Source organism: Inhella inkyongensis (assembly GCF_005952805.1).
Taxonomy (GTDB): domain Bacteria; phylum Pseudomonadota; class Gammaproteobacteria; order Burkholderiales; family Burkholderiaceae_C; genus Inhella; species Inhella inkyongensis.
On the sequence record NZ_CP040709.1, the window covers coordinates 3,614,775 to 3,634,462 of the forward strand.

Sequence of the window (19,688 nt, forward strand, 5' to 3'; positions counted from 1 at the left end):
CCCGCTCAGTGCCGCGTGCCGCTCCCGCGCAGCACTGCCTGATCGGCGCGCTCCATCTCGGCCGCCGTCACCACCGCCTCGCGCCACAGGCGCGCGGGGATGAAGGTGCGCAGCTGGTGCATGGCCTTTTGAATCAGGGCTGCGCTCATCTCGTGATGCGTGGTGGGCAGGATGTCGGCGGTCACGTCGGCGCCCAGACTCACCCAGGCCTGGGCCGCATCGGCCACATGGCGATAGGGCACCGACTCATCCAGCATGCCGTGCAACAGGTGCAGGCACACGCCCTCGGGCGCCTGGGTAGGCCGATGCAGGGGCGCTGTGCCAAAACTGAGCACCCGGCCGGCCAGCTGCGGCTGGGCCAACACCGCTTCCAGCGCCATCAGGCCACCCTGTGAGAAGCCGGCCAGCGCCACGCGCGGCCACTCCAGCGCGAAGTACTCGGTCCAGGCACGCACCGTGGCAATGAACTCGGGCAGAGCCGCAGCCACCCCGGCCACGGCACCGAGCTCCTGCTCGTCAAACCACTGGTAGCCGTGCACCACCTCAGAGTCCAGCGGCTGAGGAGCATCCAGCGCCACCACGGCCGCCTGCGGATAGGCCGCCCGCAGGGCCTCGGCCAGGCCATGCATCTGACTGGCATCGGCCCCGGCCCCGTGGAAGAGAAGGAACAGCAGCTCGACTTTGCCCTGATGCGGCAGCAAGGGTTGGGCGTGCGGATGCGGCAGGGGTTTGGCGTGGGTCATAGGCTGGGCTTTCGTTCGGGGTCGAACCACAACGGCACTTGGTGCAGCGGCGTCTCGGGCGGCAGCAGGGGATTCTGCAGGCGCAACAGGCGCCGCTCGCCCAGGCGCGCCTGACGCAGCGCGGCCCCGTGATGGGTCCAGAAATGGTGCTCGAAGCTGCCGTCGCGCAGCATCAGGCGCAAACCTTCTTCCACCCGCGCCGCCAGTGCGGCATTGCGCTTGTTGAAGAAGAAGTAGTAGGGCATCGGGTAGTGCAGGGCCAGGCTGTCCTCCACCACCAGATCGGGCCACTCGGCCTGACGCGCAGCCTGCTCGGCAAACACCTCATTGATGCCGCGGGGGAACAGGTCAAAGCGGCCGGCCGCCAGCATCTTGAACAGGCCCTCGTAATGCCCGGTCTCCACCCGAAAGCCCTGACTGCGCAGGATTTCGGTGTCCACCCAGGTGCCGCCCTGACCCAGGCTGTAGCGGCGCAATTCATCGAGAGTGCGGACGCGCCGGAACTCCTGCTGGCGATGGCGGTTGATCAGGCACAGGCGAAAGCCCAGCAAGCCACGCCGCGTCGGGAAGCGCACCGGCAACAGGCGCCGCTCTTTGTCCAGCGTGGTGGCGGACCACTGGACACTCAGGCTCTGCCCCTGCTCCAGCTCCAGCAACTGGCGCGGCTGGGTCAGGAACTCGGTGTGCGGCCGCAGCTCAAAGGGGCCATGCCGAGCCTGGGTCCGCGTGAGCGCCTCGCGCAGCAGATCCACCATGTCATCAAACCGGCGGTCCAGCGACGACTCCGGCGCCGGATAGACCACCCGCAGCGGGACCTGGGCGCCCACCCGCACCCAAGGAGCGGCACAGCCAGCGAGCACCAGGGCGCGACGCGGCAGGGCCATGGGTTCAGCCGCGGCGAGCCCGGTTGAGCTGATCCCGCGTGGCCAGCGCCACGGCGCGGGCCTGGGGCGCAAAGTCTTGCAGAGTGCGGCCGGCGTAAAGCACGGCGCGCGAGCTGTTGACCAGGATGGGCGCGTGCGCGGCCCAACCGGCCTGCACCGTGGCCTCGGCGTCGCCCCCTTGCGCACCCACACCGGGAATCAACAAGGGCAGGGTCGGGGCCAGTTCGCGCACACGGGCGATTTCGCGCGGGTAAGTGGCGCCCACCACCAGGCCGATCTGACCGGGAACGCGCGCCCACTCGTTCTGTGCACGCCGCGCCAACTCCTCGAACAGACGCGGCTGTCCGTCCACATCGGCCAGGCGTTGCATCTGCCAGTCGTCACCCCCGGCATTGCTGGTGCGGCACAGCACAAAGACGCCGCGATCGGCATAGTCCAGATAGGGCTCGATGGTGTCGAAGCCCATATAGGGCGACAGCGTCACGGCGTCAGCGCCATAGCGCTCAAAGGCCTCTTTCGCGTAGAGACCTGCGGTGGCGCCGATGTCGCCGCGCTTGGCGTCCAGCACGATGGGCGTATCCGGGGCCTTGGCGCGAATGTGGTCGATCACCCTCTGCAACTGGTCCTCGGCGGCACAGGCCGCGAAGTAGGCGATCTGCGGCTTGAAGGCGGCGGCGAGATCGGCGGTGGCGTCAACGATGGCGCAACAGAAGTCCGCGATACGGCGCGCGTCGCCCGCCCAGTCACCAGGGAACTTGGCGGGGTCTGGATCCAGGCCCACACAGAGAAGAGAGTCACGGGCGGCGATGGCGGCTTGGAGGCGGTCAAAGAAGCGGGGCATGGGCAGTGCGGAGGTGGGGTTGCGCTATTGTCCCGCCCCATGCAAATTCTGCGGACCGAGCGCCTGAGCCTGCGCCACTTTGATGCCCAAGACGATGCCGATGTGGCCTTCCAACTTGGCCTGCTGAACGAACCCAGCTGGATTGCCGGCATCCGCGACGCCGGGGTGCGCACCCACGAGGAAGCCCGCGCCTGGGTGCAGAGCCGCTTGGTCGACCCCTGCTGGCAATACGGCCACGGCTTTTGGCTGGTGCAACGCCGCGACGACGGCGAACGCTTAGGGATGTGCGGCATCTTCAAACGCGACAACCTGCCCCTGCCCGATCTGGGCTACGGCTTTGCCGCCGCTCACCAGGGTCAGGGCTATGCCCGCGAGGCGGCGCAGGCCTGCCTGGATTACGCCGTGCAAGTGCTCGGGCGGCATGAGCTGCTGGCCATCACCTCGCCGAGCAACGCAGCCAGCAATGGCCTGCTGGTGCGCCTGGGCTTTGCGCGCGAAGGGCTGGAGGACGACCCCAGCTATGGCCCGTCGCAGCACTGGCGCTGGTGCAGCCCTCAGGCGGCCCCGCAGGACGATGCAGCCCAGATCGACGACCTGGTGCGGCGCTTCTTCGCCGCCTTCACCAATCGCGACGGCGCCATCCCGACCCTGGCCGCCCTGCCCGCCCTCTTCATGCCAGACGCGCAGATCAGCGCACCCGGACGCGCGCCCTGCTCGGTGCGCGAGTTCATTGAGCCGCGCGCCGCCTTGCTGTCATCGGGCCGGCTGCTGGGCTTCGCCGAATGGGAGCTCAAGCACCAGACCCATATCGAGGGCGACACCGCCCGGCGCGAGCTGCGCTACGAAAAGAGCGGTCGCCTCGACGGTCAGCCCTACGGCGGCCAGGGCTGCAAGACGCTGCGCCTGCAGCGCGACAGCGAAGGGCGCTGGCGCATTGCAGCGCTCAGTTGGTTGGACGACTGAGCGACTGCAAGCTCACTGCAGAGGAATGCAGAGCTCACAGCGAAATACGCCGGTCTGGGGGTCTGGTCGCGTGCCGGCTTCGATGCGCTCGAAGAAGGGCCGCAGATCCAGTTGATGACCGCTGCGCGGGAACCAATCGCGCAGCAGCCAGGTCCAGGCCCTGGCGACCTCGGCCCCGGTGCCGTGGAAGGCCGCCAACGCATAACGGCCGCCCGGCAGTTCCTGCACATTCATCGTCGGCGGGGCCTTGAAGCCCGACGGCAACTCAACACAGGCGTCGTAGCGGCATTGCGCGGGAGCGGTGAGGTGCGGGTCGTCCCAGCCCACGCCATAGCAAACCTCGCCCTCCAGTCCCTGGGCCGCCAACCACGGTCGCACGGTCTGGGCCCAGAACTGGCCGATCTGCGGCCCGTAAGCCCCCATCCGTCTTTGATAGGCCACCCGCACGGCCGACAGCTCTTGCACACGCACCAACATCATGAAGTTCGACTCCTCGGTTTGATTGAGGAGGCCATGCTGCCCAGGCAAGCCGTGCGCTGCCTGATCGAACTTGCGAACTTGCTGGCGCTGCGCTGGGCTGGCGCGCTGCCAGGCGCTGGGGCTGAGGCCGAGTTGCCGTTTGAAGGCCCGCGCAAAGGCCTCGGGCGAGCCGAAGCCCACCTGCAGCGCCGCCTCGGTCACGCTGCGCACCGCACCCGAGCCCAGGGCCAGCGCCGCCACCTCCAGACGCCGGCGCGTCAGATAGCTGGCCGCCGACTCTCCCAGCCAGGCCACAAACAGACGATGGAAATGGAAGGGCGAGAAGTGCGCAACGGCGGCCAGCGCATTCAGGTCCAGCGGTTCGTGCAGATGGCGGTCGATGTGATCCAGCACCGCGTTGAGGCGGCGCTGGTGGGGCGTTGGGTCAGCCATCGCCCGCAAGACGGGCTGGGAGCAAGTGAGCGTCAACTCGTGGGGGCAAGACATGGGTGATCGCGCCTCAGCCCGTACCTGCGAGACGGGCCCGGGCCTTCGACCGGCGTCGCCGTTCAATTCGCGAAGGCAAGACTGAGCGGATCGCGGCTCAGCCCGCGCCCGCGAGACGGGCTCGGGCCTTCGGCCGGCGTCGCAGGGCCCTCAGGGCCCTGCTCGGTCCGGCCTCAGCCACCGGCGCGTTTGGGCTTGAAGCCTTGCTGGGTGAGCCAGGCCATCACACGTTGCACATGGTCGCCCTGCACCTCAACGACACCTTCCTTGCAGGTGCCGCCGCTGCCGCAGGCGGCCTTGAGCTGCTTGGCCAGCAACTGCAGTGCCGCCTCATCCAGCGGCAGACCGCGCACCGTGGTGACGGTCTTGCCGCCGCGACCGCCGGTCTCGCGGCGCACTTTCACATTGCCATCCCCCAGCGGGCCGCCGCGCTGCTTGCAGGCACAAGCGGCCAAGGGCTTGCCACAGCCGGGGCATAGCCGCCCCTGCTCGGTGCTATAGACGAGGCGGGAGTTCAGAGGCTGAGAGTTTTTCTGGCGCGGCCGAAAGGCGCCTCAATACGGCCCCAATCGAGGCGCAAAGCGCAGCCATAGCTCGGGCTATGGCGAGCATTTGCAACGACGAGTGGGGCCGTATTGGGGTGCATGGCGGTTGTGAGAGAAAGACTCTCAGCCTCTCAGATGCGCGCCGCCAGTTCCGCCGCCTTACCGGTATAGAGCCCCGGCGTCAGCGCCAGCAACGCGGCCTTATGCTCTTGCGGCAGGGCCAGGCTGTGGATGAAGTCCTGCATCAGCTGTTGCGTGATGACCTTGCCGCGGGTGAAGGCCTTGAGCTGCTCGTAGGGCTCGGGCAGGCCGAAGCGGCGCATGACGGTCTGCACCGGCTCGGCCAGCACTTCCCAGGCGGCGTCCAGGTCGGCCGCCAGATTGGCCGGGTGGGCCTCCAACTTGCCCAGGCCCTTGGCCAGGCTGTCATAGCCCAGCAGCGTGTAGCCCAGGGCCACGCCCATATTGCGCAGCACGGTGGAGTCGGTCAGGTCGCGCTGCCAGCGGCTGATGGGCAGCTTCTGGCTCAGGTGCGTGAGCAGGGCGTTGGCCAAACCGAAATTGCCCTCGGCGTTCTCGAAGTCGATCGGATTGACCTTGTGCGGCATGGTCGAGGAGCCGACCTCGCCTTCCTTGGTCTTCTGCTTGAAGTAGCCGACGCTGATATAGCCCCAGATGTCGCGGCTCAAGTCGATCAGGATGGTGTTGACGCGCGCGAAAGCATCGAACAGCTCGGCCATGTAGTCGTGCGGCTCGATCTGGATGGTGTAGGGGTTGAAGCTCAGGCCCAGGTCCTGCTCGATCACTCGCTTGGAGAAGGCTTCCCAGTCCACGTCGGGGTAGGCGCTCAGATGCGCGTTGTAGTTACCCACCGCACCATTCATCTTGGCCAGCAGGGCCACACCCGCGATCACTTGACGGCCACGCTGCAGTCGGGCGACGACATTGGCCAGCTCCTTGCCCACGGTGGTGGGGCTGGCGGTCTGGCCATGGGTGCGGCTGAGCATGGGCACGGCCGCCAACTCATGGGCCATGGCGCTGAGCTTGGCAATGATGCCGTCCAGGGCCGGCAGCATGACCTGCTGGCGCGCGGCCTTGAGCATCAGGCCATGGCTGGTGTTGTTGATGTCTTCGCTGGTGCAGGCGAAATGCACAAACTCGCCCTGGGCCTTGAGTTCGGCAAAACCGGAGGCGGCGAACTGCTGCTTGATCCAGTACTCGACCGCCTTCACATCGTGGTTGGTGGTGCGCTCGATGTCCTTGATGGCCTGGGCATCGGCCGGACCGAAGGCGGCCACGCGCTCGTGCAACCAAGTGCGCGCATCCATCGAAAGCGGCGCGAACTCGGCCAGACCGGCGTCGCTCAGGGCCATGAACCAGGCCAACTCCACCTGCACGCGGCGGTGGATCAGACCGAACTCAGAGAGCAGGCCGCGCAGGCCAGACATGCGGCCGGCATAGCGGCCATCCAAAGGGCTCAAGGCGGTCAGCGACGTCAATTCCATGGTGTGTAAGGGCGGCGCTGGCCACCGAGTGGGCAAGGAAAGGGCGCGATTTTAGGGATTGCCCTGATCGCCTTCGTGAACCACCGATGCAACGACCACACACCCCCTTGAGTGGTGCGTCTAGAGCCTGATGCCCACGACCCCCTGCATAGAATCCGCCGAACTGGCCCCGCGCCGCTTTTGCAGTCCCCATGCCCTCTATGAAGCTGATCGGCTCCACCACCAGTCCCTTTGTGCGCAAAGTGCGCATCGTGTTGGCCGAGAAGAAGCTTGATTACCAGTTCGTGCTCGAAGACGTCTGGGCGCGCGACGAGATCAGCAAGATCAATCCGCTGGGCAAGGTGCCGGCCCTGGTCATGGAAGGCGGGCAGGACTCGATCACCGGCTCGATGTTCGATTCGCGCGTGATCGTCGAGTACCTGGACACCCTCTCCCCCGTGGGCAAGCTGATTCCTGAAAAGGGCCGCGAGCGCGCCGAGGTGCGCACTTGGGAAGCCCTGGCCGATGGTGTGCTGGACGCCGCCATCCTGGTGCGGCTGGAGAACACCTGGAGTGGCCGCACGCCCGAGCAGCGCAGCGCCGCCTGGGTCGAACGCCAGATGGGCAAGGTGCACGCCGGCCTGGTGGCCATGAACGAGGCCCTGGGCGACAAGGCCTGGTGCGCCAGCAATCACTTCACGCTGGCCGATATCGCCGTCGGCTGCTGCCTGGGCTGGCTGAGCTTCCGCTTCCCCGAGATGAACTGGGCCGAGCAGCAGCCCAATCTGGCCCGGCATCTGGAAAAGCTGTCGGCGCGCGCAAGCTTCGCCGAGACCGCGCCCGCGGTCTGAGTGCATTCCCACACCCTTCTGGTTGGCGGCCTGACGGCCGCACAACTGCAGCAGGCCTTGCAGCACGCCGGCGTGCAGCTCAATGCCTATGCCCAAACCCTGCTGGCGAGCCCGCTGTTCAAGCCGTCTTCGCCCGCGCGTGAACTGAGCGTTCAGGTGCTCAGCGTGGGCGAACTCGGACTGCTCCACGGGGCGCGAATGGTCGAGGTACTGGAACGCGCCGCGCAACGGGGCCTCTATCCCGGTCCCCACGATCTGGCCCCCCTTTTGCGCCTGCATATCCGGGATCAGGAACCCGCGCCGACGGCGGAGCGCCCGGGGCATGCACCCTATGGCGCCATCACCGTCATCAGCACGCCGCTGACGAACGACGACGACTTCCCCAAAGGTTTCTATCTGCGCAATGTGGCCGGCCAACTGTGGCTGCGCGGGCATTGCTGGGATGCCCAACAGCACTGGCAGCCCGACGCCTGCCTGGCCCTCTGCCAGGCTTGATCAGGCGTGCGCCCGCCCATGCAGCAGCGCCGGTAGCGGCCCCTGCGGCGCGAAGCTCTCTGCGCTGGCCAGGTGCCAATAGGCTTGGTAGACCGCATGCGGCAGTTCGCCGTGCAGCAGGCAGCCCGGCGCCAGGAAGGGCAGCAGATTGGCCAGCAGCCGCACCTCTTGCGGGCTGACACGGCGCACGATGTGCGCGGCGGTGATGTCGCTGGGGTGCTGCAGGCCGGCGGCCTGCACCAGCTCCTTGAGTGCCTCCAGGGTGTTGTGGTGGAAGCGATAGACACGCTCGGCCTTGTCGCCCACCACCAGCGCGCGCTGGCGCAAGGGGTCCTGCGTCGTCACGCCGGTGGGGCAGTGGCCGGTGTGGCAGGCCTGGGCCTGGATGCAGCCCAGCGCGAACATGAAGCCGCGTGCCGCGTTGCACCAGTCGGCGCCCAGAGCCAGCAGGCGCGCAATGTCAAAGGCCGAGGTCACCTTGCCCGCGCAGCCGATGGCCACGCGGTCGCGCAGGTTCAAGCCCATCAGGGTGTTGTGCACCAGCAGCAGACCCTCCTGCAGGGGCGTACCCACATGGTTGGTGAACTCCAGCGGCGCGGCGCCCGTGCCGCCTTCGGCGCCATCCACGACGATGAAGTCCGGCACGATGCCCGTCTGCACCATGGCCTTGCACAGCGCAAACCACTCCCAGGGGTGGCCGATGCAGAGCTTGAAGCCCACCGGCTTGTCACCCGAGAGATCGCGCAGCTTCTGGATGAAGTGCATCAGCTCCAACGGCGTCGAGAAGGCCGAATGGGCAGCCGGTGACACGCAGTCCTCCCCCACTTGCACACCGCGCGCCGCCGCGATCTCGGGCGTGACCTTGGCCCCCGGCAGCACCCCACCATGGCCGGGCTTGGCCCCTTGGCTGAGCTTGATTTCGATCAGCTTGACCTGGGGGTCGCGGGCGTTCTCCTGGAAGCGCTCGGCACTGAAGCTGCCATCGACATTGCGACAGCCGAAGTAGCCCGAGCCGATCTCCCAGATCAGGTCGCCGCCATGTTCGCGGTGATGGGCGCTGATCGAGCCCTCGCCGGTGTCGTGGGCAAAGCCGCCCTTCTTCGCGCCCTGGTTCAGGGCCTTGATGGCATTGGCTGAGAGGGCACCAAAGCTCATGGCCGAGATGTTGAAGACCGAGGCCGAATAGGGCTGCGCACGCTCCTCGCCAATCGTGATGCGGAAGTCCGCCGAGGCCACATGGCTGGGCGCCAGGGAGTGGTTGATCCACTCGAAGCCGGCCGCCCCCACATCCAGCTGGGTACCGAAGGGCCGCTTGTCGGGGTCGCCCTTGGCGCGCTGGTAGACCAGCGAGCGCTGCTGACGCGAGAAGGGCGCGGCCTCGTTATCGCTTTCCAGAAAGTACTGGCGAATCTCGGGGCGGATGAACTCGAGGAAGAAGCGCAGATGCCCGATCACGGGGTAGTTGCGCAGCACCGCACGCTTGCTCTGCAACACGTCGCGCAAGCCCACCAGCACCAGCACGCCAAAGGTCAGCACCAGCCAGCTGCCCTGTTCGGAGTAGCGCCAGGTCAACGCCGTGAAGGCCAGGCCAAAGCCGCAGCACAGCCAGGCCAGATAGCGCAGAGGGAACTGCTGGTTCAAGGCATTCAGCCAACGAAGCATCAAGGCCTCCAAGGGCGCGATAGGTGCGGCGGATGCTAAGGAAGTCTTTTGTCACGGCGACTAGGGGCTTCTAGGGAGGCTACCGGGCGTGGGGATGGGCTCGCGCCGTGGCGCCCCAACGGGGCAATCTAGGCGTCGGCGAGGCGGTGTGGCGGCCCCACACAACGAGACGGCAACGACGAGTGCCCCCTTGGGGCGCCACGGCCCCTCGGGTTGCCCCGGGAATGGGGCCGAAACGTCGTTGCAAAGCCTCGCTGGGGTGCCAACACAGCTTCGTTTTGCGCCTAGCCTCGGCCCCATTCCCGGGGCAACGCGAGCCCATCCCCACGCCCGACAGCCTCCTAAAATCGCCCGCCTCTTTCAAGGGAAGTCATGTCCATCAAATCCGTGCTCTCGCCCGTCGGGCGTTTCATTGTCCGCACCTGGGGCGGGCTGGACAGCAGCCGTCGCTTTGTCTTCAACCTGATTTGGTTGCTGCTGCTCGTGGCCCTCGTCAGCGCCCTGGTGCGCAGCGGCCCCCAGCCCCTGGAGGACAAGACCACCCTGGTGCTGAATCTGCAGGGCCGCCTGGTCGAGCAGTTCAGTGGCAGCCCGCGCGACCAGTTGATGGGCGCCGTGCAGGGCAACCAGACCGAGCAGGTGCAGCTGCGCGATGTACAGCGCGTGCTCAAACACGCCGCCCAGGACGCCAAGATCAGCCAGTTGCTGCTGGACCTGAACGGTTTTGCCGGCGGCGGTCAGGCCGGCCTGCGCGAACTCACTGCCGCCTTGGCTGAGTTCAAGAAGAGCGGCAAGAAGGTGATCGCCTATGGCGATGGCTTTGACCAGCGCAGTTACCAGCTCGCGGCCGGTGCCGACGAGATCTATCTGCACCCGATGGGCACCGTGCTGATCGAGGGCTTCGGCCGCTACCGCAATTACTACAAGGACCTGTTCGACAAGCTCGGCGTCAGCGCCAATGTGCTGCGCGCCGGCAAGTACAAGAACTTTGGCGAGCCCTACTTCACCAATGGCCCCTCGGAGGCCACCAAGGAGAGCGAGGGCGAGCTCTATAGCGATCTGTGGGCGCGCTACAGCGCAGGCGTTGAAGGCGCGCGCAAGCTGGAAGCCGGCGCCATCCAGCGCTACATCGACACCCTGGCCGACCGCATGACCGAGCTCAAGGGCGACACCGCCCGCCTGGCGCTCGAGGCCAAGCTGGTGGACGGCATCAAGAACCGCGACGAAGTGCGCGCCCTGCTGATGGAGCGCGGCGCCAAGGACAAAGAGGGCAACAGCTTCCGGCGCGTGGAGTACGGCGCCTATCTGGCCCATGCCAAGGTGGCGCCGGTGATGGGTCAGCGCGTCGCCGTGGTGGTGGCCGAGGGCAGCATCGTCGACGGCAGCGCCGCCCCCGGCTCGGTGGGCGGAGACTCCACCGCCGCCCTGCTGCGCCAGGCGCGCGAGAACAAGGACGTCGCCGCCCTGGTGCTGCGCGTCAACTCGCCCGGCGGCTCGGCCTTCGCCAGCGACCTCATCCGCCGCGAGCTCGAACTGGCCCGCAAGGCCGGCAAGCCGGTGGTCGTTTCGATGGGGGATGTGGCCGCCTCGGGGGGCTACTGGGTCAGCATGAGCGCCGACCAAGTGATTGCCGACCCCAGCACCATCACCGGTTCGATCGGTGTGTTCGGCATGCTGCCCACGGCCGACAAGCTGCTGGAAAAGATTCCCGTGCACACCGGCGGCGTGACCACCAGCTGGTTGGTGGGCGCCGGCGACCCGCGCCGCCCGCTGGACCCGCGCGTGGCGCAGGCCGTGCAGGCCGGCATCGACCGCATCTACCTGGACTTCATCGGCAAGACCGCTGCCGCGCGCAAGAAGACCCCCGAGCAGATCGACGCCGTGGCCCAGGGCCGCGTGTGGACCGGCCAGCAAGCCCTGCAACACGGACTGATCGACCGCTTGGGTAGCTTGAGCGATGCCGTGGCCGAGGCCGCCAAGCGGGCCAAGCTGGAGGGCGAGCCCAAGCTTGAGTACATCGAGAAGGATCGCGGTCATTTCGTCAAGCTGTTGGAAAGCTTTGCCGATGCCCGCGTGCTGGCCGACTGGCGCCAGGCCGTGGTGGGTCAACTCGGCCTGCCGGAGCTGCCCGCCGCCGTGCGCGAAACCGCCGCCGAGCTGCAGTGGCTGAGCCTGGCCCAGCAAGCCAAACCCGGCCAGGCCAAGCTGCCCGGCAGCGTGCATGTGCACTGCCTGTGCACGGCGCCCTGATCGCCTGACCTCGGGGCGGCCGTTAAACTGCCGCCCTTAAAGCGCCGATTTGATCCGGATTGCGGGCGCTCAATAAATGCCGCTAAAGAGGGACTCCGAGACCGGCGTCCGCTTTCTCAAGTGGCGCCGGTTTTGTTTTTCTGGAGTGGGACATGAGTCAAGCACGGCTAGGCCGCCCCCAAAGCCTGCCCTTCGACACCCCGCTGCCCTTGCGCAGCGGACAAGCCTTCGGCCCCTACCAGGTGATGGTGGAGACCTACGGCGAGCTCAATGCCGCGCGCACGAATGCCGTGCTGGTCTGCCATGCCCTGAACGCCAGCCATCACCTGGCCGGGCTGGACGAGCAGGGTCAGTTGGGCTGGTGGGACAACCTGATCGGCCCGGGCAAGCCGCTGGACACCGACCGCTTCTTCGTCATCGGCGTCAACAACCTGGGCTCCTGCTTCGGCTCCACCGGGCCGATGCACAGCAACCCGGCCACCGGCCGTGCCTGGGGTGCCGACTTCCCCGTCGTGACGGTGGAAGACTGGGTCGATGCCCAAGCGCGCGTCGTCGATCACTTCGGCATCAACAAGCTGGCGGCGGTGTTGGGTGGGTCCTTGGGCGGCATGCAGGCGCTGAGCTGGAGTCTGCGCCACCCCGAGCGCCTGCATCACTGCCTGGCCATTGCCACGGCACCCTGCCTGTCGGCCCAGAACCTGGCCTTCAACGAGGTGGCGCGGCGCGCCATCGTGACCGACCCCGACTTCCACGGCGGCCACTTCTACGAACACGGCGTGCTGCCTGCGCGCGGGCTCAAGGTGGCACGCATGCTGGGCCACATCACCTACCTGAGCGACGACGCAATGGACGCCAAGTTCGGGCGCGAACGGCGCCAGGAGCTGCCCTTGTTCTCCACCCAAGAGGTGGAGTTCCAGGTCGAGAGCTATCTGCGCCACCAGGGCGACAAATTCGCCGGCTACTTCGACGCCAACAGCTATCTATTGATCCAGCGCGCGCTGGACTACTTTGATCCCGCCGCCGAGTTCGGCAGCCTGCGCCAGGCCTTTACACGGGCGCGCTGCAAGTTCCTGGTGGCGAGCTTCAGCACCGACTGGCGCTTCTCGCCGGCGCGCTCGCGCGAGATCGTCCAGGCCCTGCTCGACAACCAGTTGGACGTCAGCTACGCCGAGATCGATGCCCCGCATGGTCACGACGCCTTCCTGCTCGACGACCCGCGCTACCACCAGCTGATGCGCCATCGATTCAACCAGATTGCCCAGGAGCTCGCGGCATGAAGCCCATCATCGACCTGGTGCCCCAGGGCAGCCGCGTTCTGGACCTGGGCTGCGGCAGCGGCGAGCTGCTGGCCGCCTTGCAACACAGCAAGGGCTGCAGCGGCTACGGCATCGAGCTGGATGACCACAAGCTGCTGGCCTGCGCCGAGCGTGGTGTGAATGTGCTGCAACTGGACCTTGAAAAAGGCCTGTCCATGTTCCAGGACCAGAGCTTTGACGTGGTGCTGCAGCTGCAGACTCTGCAACAAGTGCGGCAGATCGAGGCCATGCTGCGCGAGACCGTGCGCGTGGGCAAGGTCGGGGTGGTGAGCTTCCCCAACTTCGCGCACTGGCCCAACCGCTTGCAGGTGCTGGGGGGCCGCATGCCGGTGACCCGCACCCTGCCCTATCAGTGGTACGACACGCCCAATATCCGCGTCGGCACGCACGCCGACTTCGCGCTGCTGTGCGAGCGCTTGAGCATCAAGGTGCTGGAGTGCTTTGGTCTGCACAATGAGCGTCGCATCGACTGGGGCGCCAACTGGCGCTGCCCGATCTCTGTCTACAAGATTCAACGCGCCTGAAGGAGCACCCATGATTGGCTACACCACCCTCGGCACCAACGACCTGCCGCGCGCCGCCGCCTTCTACGATGAGCTGTTCGCCGTGCTGGACATCAAACGCATCATGGACTTCGGTCGCGGCTATGCCTGGGGCACTGGCATGGACAAGCCCGGTTTTGGCGTGATGACGCCCTTTGACGGCCAGCCCGCCAGCGTGGGCAATGGCGTGATGGTGGCCTTGGTGGTTAACAGCAAAGACAAGGTGGACGCCGTGCACGCAAAAGCGCTCGCGCTGGGCGGCAAGGACGAAGGGGCGGTGGGCTACCGCGGCGACGGCTTCTACGCCGGCTACTTCCGCGACCTGGATGGCAACAAGCTCAATGTGTTTTGTGTCGGGCAGTAAGCCGCCCCACTTTCGGTACCCGTCCTCAAAATCTGTACGCACTTGGGGTCAGCCATTTCTCAGGTTGGCTGGCCCAAGTGGAGGACGCCGATTGGCTCAAATCAAAACATCAGCACTCAATTGGTGTTTGGCGGCTTATCCAAATAAGGATCACCACCTCCCACATAAACAAATTCCACCGAATCAACAACCCATACATCGGTTATTTGATACGGCACCCCGTTGTAAGACCAGAGTTTTGAATCCCAATGCCCATTCACCACAACCAAGTAATTTGACCCATTGAAGTGCGCTGGAGCATCCACCCAGGCACTAGCACCCTGCACCGAGAGATTGATGTAATTCTTGTTATTGGACTTATAGCTATCAGTCGACACTCCTAGCGAACCACGCGAACTTCTCCATGAGCCTTCGATCCTCCGAACCTGAAAGCAATTCGTGCCGTTGCAAACATCAAACACGTCATTTTCGTTTGCGACGAATGACTTCGGAAAATTTTTATTGGCAAACTCGACTGCGGCACTCATTTGCGCCGGAGTGATCCCACTTTTCGGAATCAGGCAACCGGGGCAATACAAACCACCGAGTGCCGCCGCCAGCACAGACGACTAAGCAATTGCAAGCGAAAGCAAGGCAATCAATCTGACAAGAAACCCCATATCACTCTCCCTTTTTTGACTCCACGATGGACCGGGCCAACTTTTGGCCCGCACTTATAGCCGCCTCCATCCGATCCGGCGACAGCGACTTTCCGTAATGAGAGATGGCCTCTTCGACCATGGCCTCTTTATGCGCAGGGCTAAGAAAGCTCCCGGCATTCCCCATGTTCAGCTGAGCCACTCGATACATGAGTCCATCGAACTCGTATCCCGGCCGGTGGTTGAACCATTCTGACGCTGAATCAACTGCCTCCGAATCAAGCGCCTGCGCCGAGCTTCGCAACAGCCGATCCACCTTGCTCATCCAAGCAGGGTAGCTTCCCGAGCGTCTGACCTCATCCAGAGGCACATCACCCGGCGTCACACCAATAAATTTCGAAGCCGCCCCTGGATAACCAGCATCCGCAAGCTCCTCAATCAGTTTCTTGCGCATCGCCAGCAACGGCGCCGTCAACCCATCGCAGTGGAGATTGATTTCCGAGTGGAGCTGGGCCGCCTGGGCCGGAAAATCCAAGGCCAACTTGGGGAAATTGCGCTGCGCATCCACGCATCCGTCAATGATTTTGTAGCCCGCAAAACGATCGGCTGGATTGGAGGATGCAATCAAGCGCTCGACCTGCTCCCGCCGGCTTTCCGGGCGGGCCACCGGACTAGAGCGCTCCAATGGCTTGATCTGAGTCGCCGCAGCAGCCACCGACGGCGAAGATTGCCTTACCGACTGATCGGCCGATGGCAAGAGAACCCGCCGCTCATTCGCCGGCTCGACCGCTGGACGCCACATCAGGAAACCTGCGGCGATCAATCCGATAAGGGCGGCTATACCCATGCTGGCAGGGTGCCAGATTGCGCGCTTCATATGCCTCCCTAGGCAACGCTTTTGATATGGGCCATATCATGCTTCAGGCCTAGATTCGGAGAACTAGTAAATTCCCATTCCGCAGAAACCCCAAAAGAGCCGGCTGCGATTTGGGGGCCGCCTCATGCCACAGGCCCTAGACTGCCGCGCCATGCCCGCCGCCCTCATCCACTCCCCCGCCGCCGGACCCGAAAAGGCCCAGATCCTGATCGTCCACGGCCTGGGCGAACACCAGGGCCGCTACGACGCCGTGGTGCGCGATCTGAATGCCTGGGGTTATGGCGCCTGGCGCTTTGACCTTTCCGGCCATGGCCAGGCCGGCGGTGCGCGCGGTGATGCCGCGCATTCACATGCCTTGCTGGAGCAGTGCGCCGTGCAGATCGACGCCGTACGCACGCACTGCCCCGGCCAGCCTCTGGTGCTGCTGGGCCATAGCCTGGGCGGCTTGATCGCCAGCCGCACCGTGGCCGGCGCTCTGCGCGGCGAGGCCTTTGGCCGGCAACCCGACTTTCTGGTGCTCAGCTCGCCCGCGCTGGACCCTGGCATGAATGGCGGCCAGAAGGCCTTGCTGGCGGTCGCGCGCCGCTTCTTTCCGCATCTGGCTGTCAGCAACGGGCTCAAGCCCGAGTGGGTCAGTCGCGACCCTGCCGTGGTGCAGGCCTATGTGGCCGACCCGTTGGTGCACGATCGTGTGACCGCCACCGTGGCCGCGATGGTGGCCGACGGCGGCGCGGAGGTGATTGCCGACGCCGGTCGCTGGGTCGTGCCCACCTTGCTGCTCTGGGCCGGTGCAGATCGCTGTGTCTCGCCCGGAGGCAGCGCCGCATTCGCCGCTGCGGCTTCGCCTGCCGTGGTGCAGCGGCAGTGCTTCGCCGGCCTGGCCCACGAAATCTTCAACGAACCCGAGCGCGACCAGGTGCTGGCCGTGCTGCGTGCCGCGCTCGATGCGCGCTTTGCCGGATGAACCCCATGACCCCGCCCACCCTGAACCCCGACACCCTGGCCCAGACCTGCAACCGCATTTGGGATGCCCACATCCTGCCCGCGCTGCACGACTACATCGCCATCCCGGCCAAGAGCCCGATGTTCGACACCGCCTGGGCCGACAACGGCCACATCGAACGCGTGGTGCGCGATGCGGCGGCCTGGGTGGAGCGACAGGGCAATGTGCTGCACGGCCTGAAGCTGGAGGTGATTCGCGCCCCCGGCCGCACGCCCGTCATCCTGTTCGAGTTGCCCGCCACCAAGGCCGGCAGCACCGACACCGTGCTGCTCTACGGCCACTTGGACAAACAGCCCGAGTTCAGCGGTTGGCGCAACGACCTCGGCCCCTGGACGCCCAAGCTGCTGGACGGCAAGCTCTATGGCCGCGGAGGCGCCGATGACGGCTATGCCATCTACGCCAGCCTGACCGCACTCATCGCGCTGGACGAGCAAGGCATTGCGCGCCCGCGCTGCGTGGGCCTGATCGAGACCTGCGAAGAAAGCGGCAGCTTCGACCTGCCGCCTTATATCGAGTTGCTCAAGCCGCGCTTCGGCAATGTGAGCCTGGTGGTCTGCCTGGACAGCGGCGCCGGCGACTACGAGCAGCTCTGGCTGACGACCAGCCTTCGCGGCAACGTCACCGGCTCGCTCAAGGTGGAGGTGCTGGCCGAGGGCGTGCACAGCGGCGACGCCTCGGGCATCGTGCCATCAAGCTTCCGCATCATGCGGCAGCTGCTGGACCGGCTGGAGGACGCCAAGACCGGCGCCCTGCTGCCCGAGGATTTCCATTGCCCGATCCCGGAGATCCGCGTGCAGCAGGCACGTGAGACCGCCGCCGTGCTGGGCGATGCCGTCTACAAGCGCCTGCCCTGGGCCTGCGGGGCCGACGGCGGCGCCGTGCTGCCCATGAGCGAGGACCCGGCCCAGGTGCTGATCAACGGCACCTGGAAGCCCACGCTCTCGGTCACCGGCGTGGACGGCATGCCGCCCCTGGCCAATGCCGGCAATGTGCTGCGCCCCTACACCTCGTTCAAGCTGAGCCTGCGCCTGCCCCCGCTGGTGGACGGCAATGCTGCCGCGCTCAAGCTGAAGGCGCTGCTGGAAGACAACGCGCCCTACAACGCACGCGTCACCTTCGAGCCCGATGGCCGCATGGGGGCCTATGGCGCCACTGGCTGGAACACGCCCGATCTGCAGCCCTGGCTGCTGGGCGCGCTGGACAGCGCCAGCCGCAGCCAGTTCGGCCGCCCGGTGGGCTTTGTGGGCCAGGGCGGCACCATCCCATTGATGAACTTGCTGCAGCAGGGCTTCCCGGCCGCGCAGATGATGGTCTGCGGCGTGCTGGGCCCCAAGAGCAATGCCCATGGCCCGAACGAATTCCTGCATGTGGACTACGCCAAGCGCCTGACGGCCACGGTCGCCCAGGTGATTGCCGCACATCCTTGACTTCAGTGAGGAGAGCCGCTTGAAGCTCTACATCGTCACCGGCGCCTCGCGCGGGCTGGGCGCCGCCCTGGTGCGGCAACTGCTGGGGCCGCAGCACCAGGTGCTGGGCATGGCCCGGCACCACAACCTAGCCCTGGCGCGAGCCGGCGAGGAATCCTGGACCGCCGATCTGGCTGATCCGCTGCCCGTGGCTCAGCGCCTGCAGCAGTGGCTTTCCGGCATGCACGCCGAGCGCTTTGACGAAGTGGTGCTGATCAACAACGCGGGCGTGGTGACCGAGCCGGGCCCCATCACTGCGGTGCCGCTGGCGCAGTTGTCCGGCGCGCTGCGCGTCGGGCTGGAAGCGACCCTGCTGCTGTCGGCCGCTTTCTTGAACGGCACGCGCAGCTGGCGGGCCGAGCGCAAGATCCTGAACATCTCGTCCGGCCTGGGTCGGCGCGCCATGGCCGCCGCCGCGCCCTATTGCGCGGCCAAGGCCGGCATGGACCATCTGAGCCGCGCCATGGCCCTGGACGAGGCGCAGCAGCCCCGCCCCGCGCGCATCGTCTCGCTGGCGCCCGGCATCATCGACACCGATATGCAGGTGCAACTGCGCGGCGCCGACCCGGCCCAGTTTCCAGACCAGCCGCGCTTTGCCGCTTTCAAGGCCGAGGGTGCGCTGGACAGCCCCGAAGACGCGGCCGCCAAGGTGCTGCGCTTCCTCAACCGACCCGACTTCGGCGCTGAAGCCGTGGCGGACGTGCGCGAGGCCTGATCAGCGCAGCGTGAAGCCGTCGCTGGTCAGGCCCGGTCGCAGGGCCTCCAGCAGCGGCACCAGGGGCTTGAGTTCGCGATAGCGCAGCGCCGTTTTGGTGGCATAGGCCAGGAAACGCGGCAGGTCCTCGGCGTAATGCGTCTTGCCATCGCGGTGCTTGAGGCGGCAGAAGATGCCCAGTACCTTCAAATGGCGCTGCAGCGCGGTCCACTCGATGGCGCGCCAGCACTCACCGAAGTCACCGTCCCACACCACCCCGGCCTTGCGCGCCTGCTCCCAGTAGCGCACGGCCCAGTCCAGCTCCTGCTCCTCTTCCCAGCTGTGAAAGGCGTCGCGCAGCAGCGAGGCGATGTCATAGCCCGCCGGGCCGCACACCGCGTCCTGGAAGTCCAACACGCCGGGTTGCCCGCTCACCAGGGGCAGCATCAGATTGCGCTGCATGTAGTCGCGGTGCACCAGCACCTGGGGCTGGGCGGCAAACACCGGCACCAGTGCGGCGCACACGCCGTCCCAGGCGCGTGTCTGGGCGGCGTCCCATTGCTGACCGAACTCACGCTGCACGCACCAGTCAGGGAAGAGCTGCAACTCGCGCCGGATCAGCGCCTCGTCATAGGCCGGCAGGCCCTGCGCGGCCCCTTGCGCCTGCATCTGCACCAGGCTGCTCACCGCCGCGCGCATCAGGGTGTCGCAGTGGGTCGCATCGGCTGTCTGCAGCGTGCGCAGATAAGTCTCTTGCCCGAGATCGGTGAGCAGCAAAAAGCCCCGGGTCAGATCCTGCGCCAAGCAATGCGGCGCCCGCAGGCCGGCCTGCAGCAGACGGGCCTGGACATCCAGGAAGGGGCGCAGATCGTTGTGCGCCGGCGGCGCGTCCATCACGATGAACGAACCCTGTGCGCTCGAAGCGCGCCAATAGCGGCGCGGGCTAGCGTCGGCAGCCGCGATATGCAAGCTGGCCAAGTCCAGGCCTTGCGGCAGGCCGGCGGCCCAGGCACGCAGTTCGGTCTCGCGCGCAGGCGCAAACCAGTCATTGGGGGTCATAGGGAAGGATTGCGGGCGGCGCGAGCGGCCACCCTGAGGCACTGG

The 19,688-nt window shown here is 66.4% G+C and carries 19 protein-coding genes and 1 pseudogene; 10 read left to right on the forward strand and 10 right to left on the reverse strand.

Features of this window, described 5'->3' with window-relative positions:
• Positions 1-5: 5 nt before the first annotated feature.
• The 3 genes from FF090_RS16990 to pyrF are packed head-to-tail and all read right to left on the reverse strand — an operon-like array spanning position 6 to position 2,468.
• Entirely contained in the window at positions 6-743 is a 738-nt protein-coding gene (locus FF090_RS16990; RefSeq protein ID WP_138857856.1) for an alpha/beta hydrolase family protein, read from the reverse strand.
• A complete protein-coding gene (locus FF090_RS16995; RefSeq protein WP_138857857.1) occupies positions 740-1,627 on the reverse strand; it encodes a transporter substrate-binding domain-containing protein in 888 nt (295 codons plus the stop codon). The genes FF090_RS16990 and FF090_RS16995 overlap by 4 nt, the downstream gene beginning before the upstream one ends.
• Positions 1,628-1,631: 4 nt before the next feature.
• On the reverse strand, positions 1,632-2,468 hold the full coding sequence (gene pyrF / locus FF090_RS17000; protein WP_138857858.1) for an orotidine-5'-phosphate decarboxylase: 837 nt from the start codon (positions 2,466-2,468) through the stop codon (positions 1,632-1,634).
• A 39-nt stretch (positions 2,469-2,507) separates the two neighbouring features.
• Here pyrF and FF090_RS17005 point away from each other — a divergent pair, with 39 nt between their 5' ends.
• Positions 2,508-3,431 carry a GNAT family N-acetyltransferase gene (locus tag FF090_RS17005; RefSeq protein ID WP_138857859.1) on the forward strand — a complete coding sequence of 308 codons (924 nt, stop codon included), beginning with the start codon at positions 2,508-2,510 and terminating at the stop codon, positions 3,429-3,431.
• Positions 3,432-3,443: 12 nt separating this feature from the next.
• Here the strand turns inward: FF090_RS17005 and FF090_RS17010 are convergent, their stop codons facing one another.
• The 3 genes and pseudogenes from FF090_RS17010 to purB form a co-directional block, all read right to left on the reverse strand.
• A complete protein-coding gene (locus tag FF090_RS17010; RefSeq protein WP_246071457.1) occupies positions 3,444-4,397 on the reverse strand; it encodes an AraC family transcriptional regulator in 954 nt (317 codons plus the stop codon).
• A gap of 173 nt (positions 4,398-4,570) precedes the next feature.
• Positions 4,571-4,918 (reverse strand): annotated as a pseudogene (locus FF090_RS17015) (translation initiation factor Sui1); the annotation flags it as partial.
• A gap of 155 nt (positions 4,919-5,073) precedes the next feature.
• Entirely contained in the window at positions 5,074-6,447 is a 1,374-nt protein-coding gene (purB, locus tag FF090_RS17020) for an adenylosuccinate lyase (RefSeq protein ID WP_138857861.1), read from the reverse strand.
• Between the two features lie 200 nt (positions 6,448-6,647).
• Between purB and FF090_RS17025 the strand changes: the two genes are divergently transcribed.
• Both FF090_RS17025 and FF090_RS17030 read left to right on the forward strand, forming a co-directional pair.
• Positions 6,648-7,277, forward strand: coding sequence for a glutathione S-transferase family protein (locus FF090_RS17025; RefSeq protein ID WP_138858439.1), 630 nt, complete (start codon positions 6,648-6,650; stop codon positions 7,275-7,277).
• Complete coding sequence (locus FF090_RS17030; protein WP_138857862.1) at positions 7,278-7,772, forward strand: hypothetical protein; 495 nt, start codon at positions 7,278-7,280, stop codon at positions 7,770-7,772.
• On the opposite strand, the gene FF090_RS17035 is transcribed toward FF090_RS17030, so the two are convergent.
• Positions 7,773-9,434, reverse strand: coding sequence for an FMN-binding glutamate synthase family protein (locus tag FF090_RS17035; protein WP_138857863.1), 1,662 nt, complete (start codon positions 9,432-9,434; stop codon positions 7,773-7,775).
• A 372-nt stretch (positions 9,435-9,806) separates the two neighbouring features.
• Between FF090_RS17035 and sppA the strand changes: the two genes are divergently transcribed.
• From sppA to FF090_RS17055, 4 genes are all read left to right on the forward strand, one after another.
• Positions 9,807-11,684 (forward strand): signal peptide peptidase SppA, encoded by a 1,878-nt coding sequence (sppA, locus tag FF090_RS17040; RefSeq protein WP_138857864.1) that lies wholly within the window; start codon positions 9,807-9,809, stop codon positions 11,682-11,684.
• 152 nt (positions 11,685-11,836) lie between these two features.
• Entirely contained in the window at positions 11,837-12,961 is a 1,125-nt protein-coding gene (gene metX, locus FF090_RS17045) for a homoserine O-succinyltransferase MetX (protein ID WP_138857865.1), read from the forward strand.
• Entirely contained in the window at positions 12,958-13,524 is a 567-nt protein-coding gene (gene metW, locus FF090_RS17050; RefSeq protein ID WP_138857866.1) for a methionine biosynthesis protein MetW, read from the forward strand. The genes metX and metW overlap by 4 nt, the downstream gene beginning before the upstream one ends.
• A gap of 10 nt (positions 13,525-13,534) precedes the next feature.
• On the forward strand, positions 13,535-13,906 hold the full coding sequence (locus FF090_RS17055) for a VOC family protein (protein WP_138857867.1): 372 nt from the start codon (positions 13,535-13,537) through the stop codon (positions 13,904-13,906).
• A gap of 116 nt (positions 13,907-14,022) precedes the next feature.
• Here the strand turns inward: FF090_RS17055 and FF090_RS17060 are convergent, their stop codons facing one another.
• Together FF090_RS17060 and FF090_RS17065 are read right to left on the reverse strand one after the other, a co-directional pair.
• Positions 14,023-14,433: a hypothetical protein gene (locus FF090_RS17060; RefSeq protein WP_138857868.1), complete on the reverse strand. Its 411-nt coding sequence runs from the start codon at positions 14,431-14,433 to the stop codon at positions 14,023-14,025.
• Between the two features lie 133 nt (positions 14,434-14,566).
• On the reverse strand, positions 14,567-15,421 hold the full coding sequence (locus FF090_RS17065) for a hypothetical protein (protein ID WP_138857869.1): 855 nt from the start codon (positions 15,419-15,421) through the stop codon (positions 14,567-14,569).
• Positions 15,422-15,572: 151 nt separating this feature from the next.
• Here FF090_RS17065 and FF090_RS17070 point away from each other — a divergent pair, with 151 nt between their 5' ends.
• The 3 genes from FF090_RS17070 to FF090_RS17080 are packed head-to-tail and all read left to right on the forward strand — an operon-like array spanning position 15,573 to position 18,605.
• Positions 15,573-16,385 carry an alpha/beta hydrolase gene (locus tag FF090_RS17070; protein ID WP_175423699.1) on the forward strand — a complete coding sequence of 271 codons (813 nt, stop codon included), beginning with the start codon at positions 15,573-15,575 and terminating at the stop codon, positions 16,383-16,385.
• 5 nt (positions 16,386-16,390) lie between these two features.
• Positions 16,391-17,851 (forward strand): M20/M25/M40 family metallo-hydrolase, encoded by a 1,461-nt coding sequence (locus FF090_RS17075; RefSeq protein WP_375137388.1) that lies wholly within the window; start codon positions 16,391-16,393, stop codon positions 17,849-17,851.
• Positions 17,852-17,870: 19 nt separating this feature from the next.
• Positions 17,871-18,605, forward strand: coding sequence for an SDR family NAD(P)-dependent oxidoreductase (locus FF090_RS17080; protein WP_138857872.1), 735 nt, complete (start codon positions 17,871-17,873; stop codon positions 18,603-18,605).
• On the opposite strand, the gene FF090_RS17085 is transcribed toward FF090_RS17080, so the two are convergent.
• The gene (locus FF090_RS17085; RefSeq protein ID WP_138857873.1) at positions 18,606-19,643 is read right to left on the reverse strand and encodes an aminoglycoside phosphotransferase family protein; all 1,038 of its coding nucleotides are present in this window, start codon (positions 19,641-19,643) and stop codon (positions 18,606-18,608) included. It lies immediately after the preceding gene.
• Between the last annotated feature and the right edge of the window lie 45 nt (positions 19,644-19,688).

Excerpts from the sequence above, each read along its gene's own strand:
- sppA (WP_138857864.1), top strand. The coding sequence starts at position 9,807 with ATGTCCATCAAATCCGTGCTCTCGCCCGTCGGGCGTTTCATTGTCCGC.
- FF090_RS16995 (WP_138857857.1), bottom strand. The coding sequence starts at position 1,627 with ATGGCCCTGCCGCGTCGCGCCCTGGTGCTCGCTGGCTGTGCCGCTCCT.
- FF090_RS16990 (WP_138857856.1), bottom strand. The coding sequence starts at position 743 with ATGACCCACGCCAAACCCCTGCCGCATCCGCACGCCCAACCCTTGCTG.
- FF090_RS17010 (WP_246071457.1), bottom strand. The coding sequence starts at position 4,397 with ATGTCTTGCCCCCACGAGTTGACGCTCACTTGCTCCCAGCCCGTCTTG.
- FF090_RS17070 (WP_175423699.1), top strand. The coding sequence starts at position 15,573 with ATGCCCGCCGCCCTCATCCACTCCCCCGCCGCCGGACCCGAAAAGGCC.
- FF090_RS17065 (WP_138857869.1), bottom strand. The coding sequence starts at position 15,421 with ATGAAGCGCGCAATCTGGCACCCTGCCAGCATGGGTATAGCCGCCCTT.
- FF090_RS17025 (WP_138858439.1), top strand. The coding sequence starts at position 6,648 with ATGAAGCTGATCGGCTCCACCACCAGTCCCTTTGTGCGCAAAGTGCGC.
- metW (WP_138857866.1), top strand. The coding sequence starts at position 12,958 with ATGAAGCCCATCATCGACCTGGTGCCCCAGGGCAGCCGCGTTCTGGAC.
- FF090_RS17005 (WP_138857859.1), top strand. The coding sequence starts at position 2,508 with ATGCAAATTCTGCGGACCGAGCGCCTGAGCCTGCGCCACTTTGATGCC.
- pyrF (WP_138857858.1), bottom strand. The coding sequence starts at position 2,468 with ATGCCCCGCTTCTTTGACCGCCTCCAAGCCGCCATCGCCGCCCGTGAC.
- FF090_RS17075 (WP_375137388.1), top strand. The coding sequence starts at position 16,391 with ATGACCCCGCCCACCCTGAACCCCGACACCCTGGCCCAGACCTGCAAC.
- metX (WP_138857865.1), top strand. The coding sequence starts at position 11,837 with ATGAGTCAAGCACGGCTAGGCCGCCCCCAAAGCCTGCCCTTCGACACC.
- FF090_RS17060 (WP_138857868.1), bottom strand. The coding sequence starts at position 14,433 with ATGAGTGCCGCAGTCGAGTTTGCCAATAAAAATTTTCCGAAGTCATTC.
- FF090_RS17085 (WP_138857873.1), bottom strand. The coding sequence starts at position 19,643 with ATGACCCCCAATGACTGGTTTGCGCCTGCGCGCGAGACCGAACTGCGT.
- purB (WP_138857861.1), bottom strand. The coding sequence starts at position 6,447 with ATGGAATTGACGTCGCTGACCGCCTTGAGCCCTTTGGATGGCCGCTAT.
- FF090_RS17055 (WP_138857867.1), top strand. The coding sequence starts at position 13,535 with ATGATTGGCTACACCACCCTCGGCACCAACGACCTGCCGCGCGCCGCC.
- FF090_RS17035 (WP_138857863.1), bottom strand. The coding sequence starts at position 9,434 with ATGCTTCGTTGGCTGAATGCCTTGAACCAGCAGTTCCCTCTGCGCTAT.